11 protein-coding genes are annotated in these 13,352 nt (G+C 43.4%); 7 read left to right on the top strand and 4 right to left on the bottom strand.

Annotated features, from left to right (window positions below; translation table 11 throughout):
• Both G519_RS45435 and G519_RS0131420 read left to right on the top strand, forming a co-directional pair.
• Positions 1 to 140: ATP-binding protein (locus G519_RS45435; protein ID WP_036634472.1), on the top strand; the 140-nt coding region annotated here is incomplete at its 5' end.
• Between the two features lie 859 nt (positions 141 to 999).
• Positions 1,000 to 1,644, top strand: coding sequence for a DsbA family oxidoreductase (locus G519_RS0131420; RefSeq protein ID WP_036634475.1), 645 nt, complete (start codon positions 1,000 to 1,002; stop codon positions 1,642 to 1,644).
• A 64-nt stretch (positions 1,645 to 1,708) separates the two neighbouring features.
• Here the strand turns inward: G519_RS0131420 and G519_RS0131425 are convergent, their stop codons facing one another.
• Positions 1,709 to 3,100: an MFS transporter gene (locus G519_RS0131425; protein ID WP_084160431.1), complete on the bottom strand. Its 1,392-nt coding sequence runs from the start codon at positions 3,098 to 3,100 to the stop codon at positions 1,709 to 1,711.
• A 223-nt stretch (positions 3,101 to 3,323) separates the two neighbouring features.
• Between G519_RS0131425 and G519_RS0131430 the strand changes: the two genes are divergently transcribed.
• Both G519_RS0131430 and G519_RS0131435 read left to right on the top strand, forming a co-directional pair.
• On the top strand, positions 3,324 to 5,411 hold the full coding sequence (locus G519_RS0131430; RefSeq protein WP_036634477.1) for an LTA synthase family protein: 2,088 nt from the start codon (positions 3,324 to 3,326) through the stop codon (positions 5,409 to 5,411).
• A 60-nt stretch (positions 5,412 to 5,471) separates the two neighbouring features.
• A complete protein-coding gene (locus tag G519_RS0131435) occupies positions 5,472 to 5,855 on the top strand; it encodes a YmaF family protein (protein WP_029198033.1) in 384 nt (127 codons plus the stop codon).
• 79 nt (positions 5,856 to 5,934) lie between these two features.
• On the opposite strand, the gene G519_RS0131440 is transcribed toward G519_RS0131435, so the two are convergent.
• Complete coding sequence (locus G519_RS0131440; RefSeq protein WP_029198034.1) at positions 5,935 to 6,915, bottom strand: aldose 1-epimerase; 981 nt, start codon at positions 6,913 to 6,915, stop codon at positions 5,935 to 5,937.
• Between the two features lie 101 nt (positions 6,916 to 7,016).
• Complete coding sequence (locus G519_RS45440; protein WP_036634479.1) at positions 7,017 to 8,012, bottom strand: CPBP family intramembrane glutamic endopeptidase; 996 nt, start codon at positions 8,010 to 8,012, stop codon at positions 7,017 to 7,019.
• 42 nt (positions 8,013 to 8,054) lie between these two features.
• Between G519_RS45440 and G519_RS0131450 the strand changes: the two genes are divergently transcribed.
• Together G519_RS0131450 and G519_RS45445 are read left to right on the top strand one after the other, a co-directional pair.
• A complete protein-coding gene (locus G519_RS0131450) occupies positions 8,055 to 9,413 on the top strand; it encodes a sensor histidine kinase (protein WP_029198035.1) in 1,359 nt (452 codons plus the stop codon).
• 14 nt (positions 9,414 to 9,427) lie between these two features.
• Positions 9,428 to 10,126, top strand: coding sequence for a response regulator transcription factor (locus G519_RS45445; protein ID WP_051253853.1), 699 nt, complete (start codon positions 9,428 to 9,430; stop codon positions 10,124 to 10,126).
• Here the strand turns inward: G519_RS45445 and G519_RS0131460 are convergent.
• Positions 10,123 to 10,989: a YitT family protein gene (locus G519_RS0131460; RefSeq protein ID WP_051253856.1), complete on the bottom strand. Its 867-nt coding sequence runs from the start codon at positions 10,987 to 10,989 to the stop codon at positions 10,123 to 10,125. The genes G519_RS45445 and G519_RS0131460 overlap by 4 nt on opposite strands.
• A gap of 238 nt (positions 10,990 to 11,227) precedes the next feature.
• On the opposite strand from G519_RS0131460, the gene G519_RS0131465 reads away from it, so the two are divergent.
• Positions 11,228 to 13,339 carry an LTA synthase family protein gene (locus tag G519_RS0131465; RefSeq protein WP_051253854.1) on the top strand — a complete coding sequence of 704 codons (2,112 nt, stop codon included), beginning with the start codon at positions 11,228 to 11,230 and terminating at the stop codon, positions 13,337 to 13,339.
• The last annotated feature ends 13 nt before the right edge of the window (positions 13,340 to 13,352 follow it).

A 13,352-nucleotide genomic window follows, 5' to 3' on the forward strand; every position in this document is an offset into this window, starting at 1 on the left:
TTGCTCCCGAAGGATGGCACGATAAAATTGGAGAACACACCATGGCGGACGCCATCTTAGACCGTATCGTTCATAATTCCTATCACATGCTCATCGACGGCGAAGATTCGATGAGAAAGCGAAAAGCACAGTTGATTTAAGTCCAGCATTGCTAACGAGAGCCATCTATTCGCGGTGGCTCTCACCTCTGAGAGGGCGGCTCTATTTCATTAACAACGTGGCTCTCACTCATTAACCCAGCGGCTCTGCCGCACCGAAATATTCAAATAAAAATCAAATTCTGAGACATATACAAAAATGGCATTTAAATTCTTTTTAATACCGGCTAATTGGCAAAAATCTGACAATCTGCTGTTCTGGAATCTGCTAACTCAAGTATTATGTTTCTTTGGGATGTTTACTAATCACAGTATTTCCATTTTGGAAGAACTGTTGAGTTAAATGAGTCGGTTGATCTTGTTTAGTTCGAAAGATTATGGATGGATACTTAATATTTGATTTTTTATCAGCAAATTAAAGATATTAGATCATATATCCAGCTATCTGATAGGGGTTTTACGGGTAATAGCTATTAGTTATTCCAGCATTCATTGTAGATACCACAGAATATAAGTTTTGTTGATGATTAGCCTGAGACTGACTATTTCTACATCAACTGGAAGCGTCTAAACTAAGTTGAATGCAACAATCGATCCCGAGACAATTCAATGGCAAAGTGATTCTGCCGATTGAAAATGATGACCACATGAGTGTAATTGAAGACTGTCTCCTTATTCCTTCTTACATTTTGATGCTTTTTTGCAAATCCAAATTGATGATATTGAAACAGCAGTATCAGACCGTCAAGGAAGCTGATAAGCAGGTAGGTTTCCGAGAAACAGCCAGTTAGTCTCGAGCATCGCAAACATTTCGTGCTAACATCCGAGCGTTTCAGGCAATTGAATGAATGTGCTATAATAAAAATATAGTTACTATTTTTTTATCAAAGGAGTCCAGTCTATGATTATTGAAATATTTCAAGATATTGTTTGTCCATGGTGCCGTATCGGCAAAAAGAATTTGATGGATGCGTTAGCTAATTTTACATCGGAGCCTGTTGAAATTCACTATCGTGCTTACCAGCTCGACCCTTCAACACCTACTGAGGGATCACCTTTCCGGGCATCAATGCTCCAAAAGGTTCGGGCGGATGAAGCCAAGTTGAACGGTATGCTGCAGCAGGTTACTCAGGCTGGTCAAGCTTCGGGATTACATTTCGATTTCTCTAAAGTTGAGAAAATGCCGAATACATTAAAGGCGCATCAGCTGATTGCTATCGCACCGGAAGATCGTAAAAAAGATCTTGTTGACGATTTGTTTAAAGCTTACTTTGAAGATGGAAAAGATATTGGGAATGTGGATATTTTGCTTGACTTTGCTGAGAAACTCGGCTTGAATCGGGAACAAACCTCCACTCGTTTAAGTACAAAGGAAGGGTTAGAGCAAGTCGAGGATGATCTTGATTTTGCTAGACAAGCTGGAGTATCAGGAGTACCTTTTTTCGTAATCAATCGTAAATATGCGCTTACTGGCGCTCAACCTTCGGCTACCTTCCTGCAAGCCCTGCAGCAAATCAGTGAGGAGCAAACGGAAGAAGAGGCTTAAAACAAACAAAAAACCGACTCTCTCATTGTTGAGAAGTAGTCGGTTTTTTTTAAACATGGATGGATTAAGCTTTGTGCAGCTTTTTCCCAAATATTTGCTTGTAAAATAATGCACTAATAATCACAACAACAGCAAAAATTAGGAGTAGATTACTATACGGCACAGCTTTAATCGTATTTAAAATTGGATTCTTGTAAAACTCCATCATGCCGCCATCTAGCAGCTTGGCAACAAGTGCCGTTCCTACTGCGCCTGAAATAAACGAAATGAGGTTGAACAATCCCATCCCTACACCCGTTTCATGCACTTCTAAGGTCAAGGAAACACGGTTAGCTAAAGCAGTCTGAATAAAGGAAAAACCAACGTAGGTGGGAAGCAGCGCTGCTGAAATGAGCCATGGAGAATGACCTACCGTGAGGGCTATGGCCGCGAGACTTACAAACAGAAGCCCCATGCCAATGTACACAACGAAGTTATTTCCTTTCTTGTCTGCCAAATTACCCCCTATTGTACCGAACACAACTGCGCAAATAGCACCAGGGAACAGAATAAGACCGATCATACTCGTGCTCAAGTCATTTACTGTCGCCAGCATCAAAGGTATGACAAACATTATCCCCATCACTGTACAAAAGATGAGAAAACCAACGATCAAACCGCCACGAAGCAGCTTGTTACGAAACAATGCAGGCTCGATAAATGGTTCTTTCGCTCGGCGAATATGAGCAACGAACCAAATGAATAAGACGATACTCGAGGCCAAATAGTACCAATGAGGGAATGATAGATATACCGTGATACCCGCTACGGAAAAGGCAACGAGGACCGCACCAAGGATGTCAACACTTCCTTCTTTCCGCTTCTCCTCAGGTAATATTTGTCTGAAGAAAGGAATTGAGATCAGTGTAAATAATGGAATGATAAATAGATAGGTCCAATGCAAGGTTGATGAGACAAATCCGCCTACAACGGGGCCTACAGCGATAGCAAATGATACCGTAGATGTTAAAATTCCGAAAATTTTCCCCCGATCCGAAGGAGAAAAGTACCGAGCAACCACGACCATAATTAATGCCGGAATAGCTGATGCGCCTGCACCTTGAACTGCGCGGGCAAAAATGACAGCCGGATACCAAGCTTGAAGAAGAAAGCCCAGTGCGGAACCAGCACTATAGATGACGATTCCTGCAACAATTAGCTTTTTCAAGCTGAAAATATCGGATAAGCGGCCATAAATAACCGAGCCGATCCCAAAGAAGATAATAAATGTGGTGAGTACCCAACTCACACCTGTCGGGGTAATCGCGTATTGCTTGGCGATCGCTGGCGTGGAAACGTTAAAAACGGTTTCGTTCAACACCGCGAAAAAAATCAGAAAAATAATCCATGGCACAGCCTTCTTGGCGTCTAATACCTTTTCTTGTGTCATGTCTGTTGCTGTTGCAACATGCTGCATGGTTTCCACCTCCATTTTCTATATCTCCAGCCATCTTATCATAAGAGTTTCTTATATTGACTGGAAAAAACAATTACAATCAACTAACTGTAATATTTTTCATAACAATTAACTGTAATAATAAATGTTATAGTTAGGACTGTCAAGGGCTATCTTTCATCTTTTTCGATAATATAAGATAATGGACGAATGGAACTGCTCATATAGAACAGGAGTTATAAGAATGACTAATTTAATACAAACACTTAAGCATGTACCTTCTCGCATTTTGATTGTTGTAATCCCTTTTCTTCTTATGGGCATGGTTGAATACTTAGAAAGAGGCACCTATGAAGAACTTCATAAATGGGTCATGTCACACCCGCTTTCAATGGTTCTTGCCTACTTTGTTGTTGGTACTATGTATTTGTTCCTTATTGCTTTAACAGGTCGAAGCCGGTTATCCTTTTGGATGCTTTGTGCAATTTTACTTCCTTTAGGAGCCATAAGCGGCAGTAAATTAAAAGCTATTGGAGCGCCATATTATCCATGGGACCTTGTATTTAATAATCAAATTGTTGAGTACAAAGCATTTTTGCAAGGGTATCTCAATGTTAGGATAATAGGTACAGTCGCCATTTTCCTCGCAATAATTGCTTTATTATTTCATTTGACTTTGCTGCATCGACGTATCCAATTCACTTGGATTGAACGTAGTATTTATGCTGTTATTGCCATCATTATGGCGACTAGTCTTTATACGGACAAGCCGATTCCTTTCATGAATCTATATGGCATTTATACGGTGCCTTGGGATCAAACGATCACCTACGATGAGAATGGATACTTGTATTCGTCTGTTCAAATGTTAGGTTTTCTGAAGGTTGCAAAACCAGATGGTTATAGCAAAACAGCCGTTACGTCCATTCTTGAACAGATTCCTGAGCAAAAAGCGGCAAATGACAAAAAGCCAAACATCATCGTGATGCTTGGAGAAGCATTCTGGGATCCAACGATCATGAAAAACATCACATTTAGTCGAGATCCAATACCAAATTTGCACCAGCTACAAAAAACATTCACCAGCGGTTGGATGTTGTCACCACAATTCGGAGGCAGCACTGCGAATGTTGAATTTGAAGTCTTATCAAGTAATTCTATGCGATTCTTTGGGAAATCACCGGATAAAATACTGCCATATATCGAGTACATGAACCATGGCGTTGACTCTCTAGCCAGTATTACGACGAGGCAGGGATATACGGCTACCTCCATTAACCCGTTCTTCAGCTATTTCTTCGACAGCAGAAAGGTGTATAAGCATTTTGGGTTTTCACGTTTCATTGCGAGTGAGTTTTTCCCCAATGATTTTGAAGGTCCGAACTATGCGGACCGAGCGGTTGTAAAGAAGATTATTGAAGAAACGGAGAAAAGCAAGGGGCCAGATTTCATTTTCGCGAACACGATGGAGAATCATCATCCCTTTAAACCCGGGAAATTCATCAAAAACACGATTGAAGTTAAAGGAGATATCACTCCTGAATCCAAGGGTATTTTAGAGACATACGCCCAAGGTATCTCGGGTACTGACAAAGCGCTGCAGTCCCTAATTGATTATTACTCAAATAAATCCGAGCCAACGATCATTCTCTTTTTCGGGGATCATTTACCTTTTTTCGAGGAAAATTATAAGGTTTACCGCGATGCCAAATATGTACTTCCTGATGATCCGGATCTGTATACAAAGACACATTACACGCCTTTTTTAATTTGGAACAATTTCCTTCCCGCGGATCAAGAGAAAAAGGATCTAAAAATCAGCCCATCCTTTCTAGGCCCTAAAGTTCTTCAAATGGCTGGTGTGCAGGGCAGTTACTACACAGACTATCTCTACGCGTTGTCGCAAAAAATTCCTGTCATACCGCCAAATGAGATGTGGGACAAGTATCAAATCAAAGAAAGTGATCTCTCCGACTATATGAAGCTACAATACGATAATTTATTCGGAGGTCGGTATGGATACGAAGCAAAAGGCTTTAAAGACTCGATTGTTCAACCAGGTTACACTTTGGGGTACGGCGATCCCGTTATAACAAAGGTGATTCAAAGTGATAAAAAGCTTCAAGTTGTTGGTAAGCCCTTTTATTCCTCCTGTAATGTTTATATTGATGGCGTAGCGTTTAAATCCAATTTCGATGGTGAAGATACGCTTTATGTCGATCTGGCAGAGAACCCACCTTTAGAGGCTGGAAAACCGCATCAAGTCGAAGTGCGTATTTATGATGACAAAAAGATGAAGATTGGCCAATCCAACCTTTATCCTCTCCCCTAGTCATGAGTCTTGCCCCCCTCGAATAGGATGAAACATATCCTGTAGCCGAGGGGGTTTTTCATGCACCCGCGTATCCCGCCTGCTCATGTTCATTTTTTTAAAACTATAACAACGGAAGAATTAAACCATCATCACTTATTGCGACTATATACGTTTAGTGCAAACGGTACGGCTTATGACAATCACGTACATCAATACTCAGGTATTTCCGGCATCCGATATGGCCATTATCATGCCTACTACGGAACGACAGGGCCTCCCATTGCCCTTCAAGATGGAACTCATTTTCATTTATTAGATGGCACCGTCGAACTGAATGCTTATAACACCTCACGAGGGGGTGCGCTTGTTAAATCTAAGGAGATTGAGGGACTTATTCAAGAGCTGCATAAGCATAGTTACTCTGGTTATTCAACTGTTGGGTTTGGTTATGAGCCTTGGTGAGGCATCCTGGAATAAACAAGAAAAAGAGTCAAGCTAGAAAGCAAATTGTGACTTTCTAGCTTGACTCTTTTTTTGTGTGCTATTGTAAAGGTTCAATATGAATGGACCAGTTAAATTTGAAGGCTTCTCCCGCTGCTAAGCCCTGGGCACCTGAAATTTCTGGAGAAAAGGGCTCGTTGAATACGTTCATGATGCTCGTATAAGGTTCAAGTGACACAGCTTCCGTCCACGGCGCTGTGAACAGCACATGAATGGGAAATTTGTCTCCAATGTCGTACACGAGCTTAGTCCGCCGAGCTTCATATTGAAGCTCGCAGGTTTGCGGGCCCGGCTCGATGCTGAGCATCTGCGAGCCGCCCGGGTAATTCGGCAGCTCCGTGACGAGCGTGCCTTCCTGCAGCGCCGCTGTGAGCGGCGAAGACGCGGGCTCCGCCGCCGCGTAGCCATCCGCGCTGAGCGGCCACTCTGCCGCCGCGGGAATCACCACCCGCACGCGGCCCGCTTCGCCCTTCGCGAACGCGAAGTACGGGTGAAAGCCAAGAGATAGCGGCATCGTTTGGCCGCTTCGGTTGGCGATTTCACCGCTGAGCGACAGCGTACCGTCCTTCAGACGGTACGTGAAGCGAAAGCATGCGGCGTGTGGATAATACGCCAGCATGTCCGGATGCTCCGCGAAGTCGAACTCCGCGGAGACAAAGGCCCCGCCAGCGGCATCCGCGCCGCTGGCAATGACCTTCCACGGCCGCTCGCGCAGCTCGCCGTGGGCGTGGTCCGGCTCCCGATTCGCGGGGAGCCTGTACTCGCGGCCTCCGAAGGAGAAGGCCGCAAGCTTGACGCGCCCCGGCGGGAACAGAATGGGCACGCCGTAGCGCGAAGACTTGACGCGAAGCTCAGCCAAGCTGGCTGGCTTCGCGATGTAGGCATGGTTCCGCACATCGAAGCGGAACAGATGCAATCCGACGGCCGGAATGATTTCGGCCTCGGCCTGTGCATGATGGTCGACTAGGCGCAGGGTCGACTCCCCGTCCCACTCGCTGTTGATAATCTCATACTGGCTCATAATGAATCCTCCTTAGTGGTTTACATCAGTGGTTTACATGATCATTTCTCGCTTCTTGAGATTAGCAAACGTTCTTTCTACTTATGCATGACTTAATTCATTCACATTTGCTTTGCACGTTTTTGATAGTATGTAGAAATCATAACAATGCCAAGTATGAGGATTATAGTGGTGACCAAACTGCCCTCTGCCCCAAAGTCCGCTCCTGAAATAAATGAAGCTCCCTGTATCTCGGTCTTAATGAGAGACGACATCGGTGTACCAGATACATCGAATCCGAGGATACAGCCCTGAAAAAAATTCCAAGACAAGTGCATGCCGATCGGCATCCATAGACCGCCCGAGCACTCTCTACATAAGGCGAATAATAAGCCTGCTAGAAGTAAATTCAAAATTGGAAGCGGCGAACTCCACATACCAGGATTAAATGTATGCAAAAAGGCAAAAACAATCGTCGAAACCGTCATACCTGATATGGCGCCGAACCTAGCCTTCACCAGTCCTTGTAAATAGCCGCGCGCAAATAACTCTTCATTTACAGCAACTCCTACGAAGAGTAAAAAACCCCACGTCAGCTCGAGTCCGAGCGTTCCAGTCCATTGAAACGAGACTATCTTAATCCCACCCAACAGCCAGATCCCTACACTACTGATCGTAATAAGTAAAGCGCCTGCACCGAAGCCTTCTCCTAATTTTCTGCCAAGCAGGTGAGTATGAAGTCCAAGTGTCCAGCCTTTACGTCTTTCGAAAATGGCATATGAAAGAATTACGCCGCTAATAAAACCAATGATTTGCGCCCATAAAGCTGCCTTTATAAAATATGGATCTCCAGCAACTCCTGCCATACTTAGCTCCTGAGCTGCAGGATGTCTCAGAATAGATACAACAGCGGCTACGATCGATAATAACACGGTAATAACAACAATGAAAACGAGTGTTAATAGTACTTTACCCACAATTGTTAGTATGGATAAAAACTTTGACTTGTTTACCTCGATAAGGTACCACTCCCTTCTAAACGACTTATTCGAGAATAATTGCCCATATCCTGCCAACCTCGGAAGGAAAGGATACTCTTGTGCAAATGTTGGCTCCATGCCACAATAGAAGAAACATTAGACTCATTTTACGGAGGAAACATGCTTTTCGTTCTATTTGCACTCTGGATTATCGCGTTGGGACTTGTCATGGTAGATCCACGATCCAGTACGATGCGCTGGATGAGCGCTATTGCTTTTACAGGTGGCTTTGGCGCACTTGCTGCCGTTTTATCTGAAATTTTTATCCCCTATATCCAACAAACAATACCCAACCCATCCATCAGTACTCTACTTTATCGCATTATGGGCATTAGTTCACTGATATCTTACTATGGATTGCCATACTCATTTGCCATGCTTTCTTTGAGATATAACGGATCCTGGCAGAAACCAGCCCTTCAAACGTGGCTGCCAATAGGTCTACTCATTCCTCCCATTGCCTGCCTGCTTTTCACACCTCGTTACACGGAGGAATTGCCTATTGCTTTTCCCATCGTAGCCTCCTGGGCTGTTCCTTACATTCTCATTGGCACTTTCCTAATTGTAATCAAAACAGAACGGCTTCCGGCTATGAAGCGAACGCATTTGTTTACCTGCTTAGCCCTCCTTCCGCCTATCCTTTGTGTAGGCATACTTAATTACGTTATGCCAAGCTTCGGTTTTTACCGTATGTGGGTATATCACGTATGGATTCTTGCTTTTGTTGTGCCTTTTTTTGTGTTTACCTTTTTCAAATACGGTTTTCTCGGCATGCGTCTGCTCATCGAGCGTCGCAAGCTGGACTCGACGCTCCGTGCCATTACATCGGGAACAGCGATTTTGAACCATTCGATTAAGAACGATGTCGGGAAAATGCGCTTGTTCCTCGAGAAAATGAAGCAGCATGCGGAGGAAACGAATCAACCGGAACTTATGCAAGACATCGATGTCGTCATGGGGGCTTCCACGCATATTCGTGACATGATTAGCCGAGTACACGAACAAACTCAAGAACTCCCTCTCCGGGAATCTCCAGTCGATTTAGGTGAGCTTATTCGTAACGTTCTTCTTCCTCTTGGACCTTACCTAAGTAAAATTCAGGTGAACCAGAACATCCCTGAGAACTTAATTCTTCAATTAGATCCAATTCAAATAGCAGAAACGTTAACAAATATACTTATGAACGCAGTGGAAGCGATGCCCAAAGGCGGCGAGCTAACGATGAAAGCATTTCATGCAAAGAAGAACATTATTTTGGAAGTAAGAGATACTGGAATAGGCATGGAGAAATCCGTGCTGAAGCAAGTATTGGAACCTTTCTATACGACCAAAAGCGGCAGTCATAGCAACTTTGGACTTGGACTCGCTTACTGCTACAGTGTTATGAAGAAACATGGAGGGGCTTTGGAATTGAGCAGTGCGCCAGGGAAAGGCACGAGTGTGTTTCTAACATTCCCCGGCAACCGATTACTAAGATAAAGGGGGATTCCTGCTTGGAACCAATACGAATATTGATTGTTGAGGATGACCTTGACTGGCTTCGCGGCCTTAAAGCTTATTTGAATCGTCAGCCCGATTTGAGCGTCGAGGACACCGTATCAACCGCAGAAGAAGCAAGGGAACTATTTGCTAATGCGGAACCAAAAGCCGATGTCGTTCTTATGGATATCATGCTGCAAGATGAGCCCGCTGGTATTGGACTCGCTGAACAAGCTCTTTTATCTTGGGGCGCCAAAGTCATTATGCTTACCTCGATGGAAGAGAAAGATTTCATCTTCCGTTCCTTTCAAGCCGGTGCTATTGACTACCAGATCAAATCCCGATTCGAAGAGCTTCCTGCCATTATTCGAGCTGTACATGCACGTCAATCTTCGATTAACGCGGCAGTTGCTGAACAAATGCGAGAAGAATTTCGAAGGCTTAAACGGTTAGAACACCAGTTTAAAGTAAAAGAAGTCAGCGATCTAATCACACCTACTGAGCTTCAGGTATTGGAGATGATTGATCAAGGACATACGCAAACGGAAATTGCAAACCGCTTTTTCATTTCCTTGCGAACCGTCAAAATTCATGTGGGGCATATCTTGAAGAAACTAGGTAGTCCGAGCAGCAAAGATGCCGCGCAGAAAATCAGAGACTTGGGTTTGTTTGAACGAGGACACACAACGGGCGGCGACGGCAAAGAGGACTAATGGATGTCCCGCTTCTTGAACCGTCCGCCTTTGACATCGTGGATATTGCCAACTGCGAGAAACGCTGCAGGATCGAGCTCATCCACGATGGATTTCAACTTCGCTTCCTCCAGCCTTGTAATGACACAAAAGATGACCTTCTTGTTATCTCCCGTGAAACCGCCTTCTCCTTCCAGATAAGTAACACCGCGCCCTAAGCGGTCCAGAATAGCTTCACCTATTGATCTGAAGCTATCGCTGATAATCCACACAGACTTCGACTCATCAAACCCTTCAATGGTCACATCAATCATTTTATAAGCAATAAAATAAGCGATTAGCGAATACATCGCACGATCCCAACTGTATACAAAGCCTGCACTGCCTAAAATGAATAGGTTGAAAAACATGACAATCTCGCCTACGGAGAATGGAATCTTTTTGGATACGAGAATCGCAACAATTTCTGTCCCATCCAGTGAACCCCCGAAACGGATAACCATTCCTACCCCAATACCGAGAATGATGCCGCCGAAGACAGCCGCAAGCAATGGATCATTGGTAAGCTCTTTCACTGGGTGCAGCAGATACGTTCCTGTGGACATGACCAGAATTGCGAAAAGCGTTGATAAAGCAAATGTTTTACCTATTAATTTATAGCCGATAAACAGGAATGGAAGATTTAATAAGGTCAAAAATATCCCGACTTGAATATTGCTTAGATACGATAAAATGATGGATATCCCTGTGATGCCTCCGTCAATAATTCGGTTAGGGACTAAGAAAATCTCCAATCCAATTGACATAAGCACAGCGCCTAAAAATAAAAACACGCTGCGCCGAAGTACAGCTTTCTTGGTCATTCTTCGATGCTGCATTTGCATTGTCGCTTTTTTCAAATATTGAAGCTGTTCCTCCGCCATACAATCCCCTCCATTTCTTTATCTTCTTTACTTACATTTCTCGACAAAACCATCTTTTTCCTGCAAATTAAGCCATTCCTTTGATACTTTATTATAAAAAATGTTAGATATTATACCATCGAATATTGCCGTCTGGCGTGGTATAATGATGGCTGTTAACATTTACAATTTCTTAATTTGAAAGTCATAGGAGAAACATATGAGCCAGCACATTACTCGCGTATTACTTTTGACCCGGCAACGATTGCCACTATTAGTACTTGCCTTAATTCCTGTAATGATCATGGAAATTTTAAGCCGCGGGCATTATATAGAAATGATTACTTGGAGTTACAAGCATTTGCTTGAACTGCTATTTAATGAATGGATTGTCTTCAGCTTGTTATTGTTGTTCATCGCCATGATTGGGCGAACTAGAATTGCCTACTGGGTCATTTCAGGTATTCTTCTAGCCTTGGCTCTCATAAGTGGCGTTAAGTTAAAAATACTAGGTGTCCCTTTGACACCTTGGGATATCGTCTTGGCCGGTGAAGCGTCGGATATGGTGAAATATATCTCCAATATTCTTAGCTTCCAAATCTTGATAATACTTCTTTTATTCCTCGCTGCCAGTTATTTTTTGTTATACCGCACGACCTTAATCTCGAAAAAGGTTTCACTAAAAGAACGTGGAATCCTAGCTGTGATCGCGATTGCTATGTTGTCTGCGGTTTACACGGATCTGCCCCTTCCGATTCAGAAATGGAGCGGTATCAAGGCATCCGTATGGAACCAAGTTGAGAATACCACAACGAACGGCTACGCATTAGCAACGTTTCTGAATACCAAGTCGATGTTAACCGAAAAACGTGAAGGTTACGATGATAAAGCTGTTCAAGCTATTGTCAGTAATACACCTAAGCCGATTAAAGCCGGGGATCCAAACAACCCTGTAAAACCAAACGTTATTGTCGTGTTAAGTGAGGCATTCTGGGATCCAACCGTCATCAAAGGTGTGGAATTCAGTCGTGACCCCATCCCTTTCTTCCATAAGCTGCAGCAGACGGGGACAAGCGGCACGATGCTTTCACCGCAGTATGGCGGGGGTACAGCTAACGTCGAGTTCGAGGTATTAACCGGTAATTCTATGCGTTTCCTACCGCAAGGGTCTATCGCCTACAATCAATTCATTACGAACGAAGTAGATTCTTTGGCAAGTATTTATGCTAGACAAGGCTATACATCAACAGCGATAAGTCCATTCTACAATTGGTATTTCAACAGTAATAAAATATATAAGTACTTTGGCTTCTCCAAGTATATTCCAATCGAATATTTTAAACCTAACTATTCAGGTCCTTATATCGCTGACAGCGAAGTTGCTGCTAATATTATTCATGCCACCGACCAAAGCGATGGACCCGATTTCGTATTTGCCAACACGATGGAAAACCATTTTCACTTTTTCCCAGGTAAGTTCCCAAAAAATACAATCGATGTCACTGGCAATATGTCTCCTTCTTCTCAAGGTATGCTTGAAACGCTTGCCCAAGGCATTAATGCCTCAGATAAAATGTTGAAGGAATTAGTTGACTACTACGACAAAAAGGGTGAACCAACGATTATCGCTTTCTGGGGAGACCACTTACCAGCCCTGGGTGATGATTATGCCACATACATTGACACGAAGTATATTAGCGGCAAAGACGATCCTGATTTCCTGAAAAAGATGTACAGCGTTCCGCTCGTCGTTTGGAACAATTTTGACCATGAGCGCAAAGATAACTTAAATATTAGCCCTTCTTTCTTAGGCCCTTATCTTATTGAATTATCCAAACAGCAAGGCAGCTATTATACCGATTATTTAAGTCAACTCTCGAAAAAGATCCCAGTCATACCACCGAAGGATCATTATGAGTCAATGAATATTAATGAACAGGACCTTAAGGATTACGAGACCTTGCAATATGATATCATTTTCGGCGATCGGCATGCTTACAAGGATTACAAAGTTCCCATTATAAATTCCAAGTATATGCTCGGTTTTGGACCGATCCAGCTTGATAAAGTCGAATCTGATACACAGGATCTATCTGGACGTACAAGTGTGACATTAACGGTGAGAGGAAGCAATATCCCCCCCCTTGGCTATGTCACTTTAAATGGCAAAGCCGTTCCAAGCACATGGCAAGATGAACATACAATGACTGCCAAGGTCGAAGGCCATTTACTCAAGTCTGGAATCTGGGACATTCAAGTGAATGTGAAAGATTCTAAGGAAACCATTGTTGGTAAATCAAACACTTTGCCTATCGAAATAGGCGGTCGTTAAACGAAGTTAGACG

The organism is Paenibacillus alginolyticus DSM 5050 = NBRC 15375, from assembly GCF_000422905.1.
GTDB lineage: Bacteria > Bacillota > Bacilli > Paenibacillales > NBRC-103111 > Paenibacillus_E > Paenibacillus_E alginolyticus.

What these genes read in the sequence shown, in the direction of transcription:
- G519_RS0131430 (WP_036634477.1), top strand. Translation starts at nt 3,324, where the DNA reads ATGACTAATTTAATACAAACACTTAAGCATGTACCTTCTCGCATTTTG.
- G519_RS0131460 (WP_051253856.1), bottom strand. Translation starts at nt 10,989, where the DNA reads ATGCAAATGCAGCATCGAAGAATGACCAAGAAAGCTGTACTTCGGCGC.
- G519_RS0131435 (WP_029198033.1), top strand. Translation starts at nt 5,472, where the DNA reads ATGCACCCGCGTATCCCGCCTGCTCATGTTCATTTTTTTAAAACTATA.
- G519_RS0131420 (WP_036634475.1), top strand. Translation starts at nt 1,000, where the DNA reads ATGATTATTGAAATATTTCAAGATATTGTTTGTCCATGGTGCCGTATC.
- G519_RS0131425 (WP_084160431.1), bottom strand. Translation starts at nt 3,100, where the DNA reads ATGCAGCATGTTGCAACAGCAACAGACATGACACAAGAAAAGGTATTA.
- G519_RS0131450 (WP_029198035.1), top strand. Translation starts at nt 8,055, where the DNA reads ATGCTTTTCGTTCTATTTGCACTCTGGATTATCGCGTTGGGACTTGTC.
- G519_RS0131440 (WP_029198034.1), bottom strand. Translation starts at nt 6,915, where the DNA reads ATGAGCCAGTATGAGATTATCAACAGCGAGTGGGACGGGGAGTCGACC.
- G519_RS45440 (WP_036634479.1), bottom strand. Translation starts at nt 8,012, where the DNA reads ATGGAGCCAACATTTGCACAAGAGTATCCTTTCCTTCCGAGGTTGGCA.
- G519_RS0131465 (WP_051253854.1), top strand. Translation starts at nt 11,228, where the DNA reads ATGAGCCAGCACATTACTCGCGTATTACTTTTGACCCGGCAACGATTG.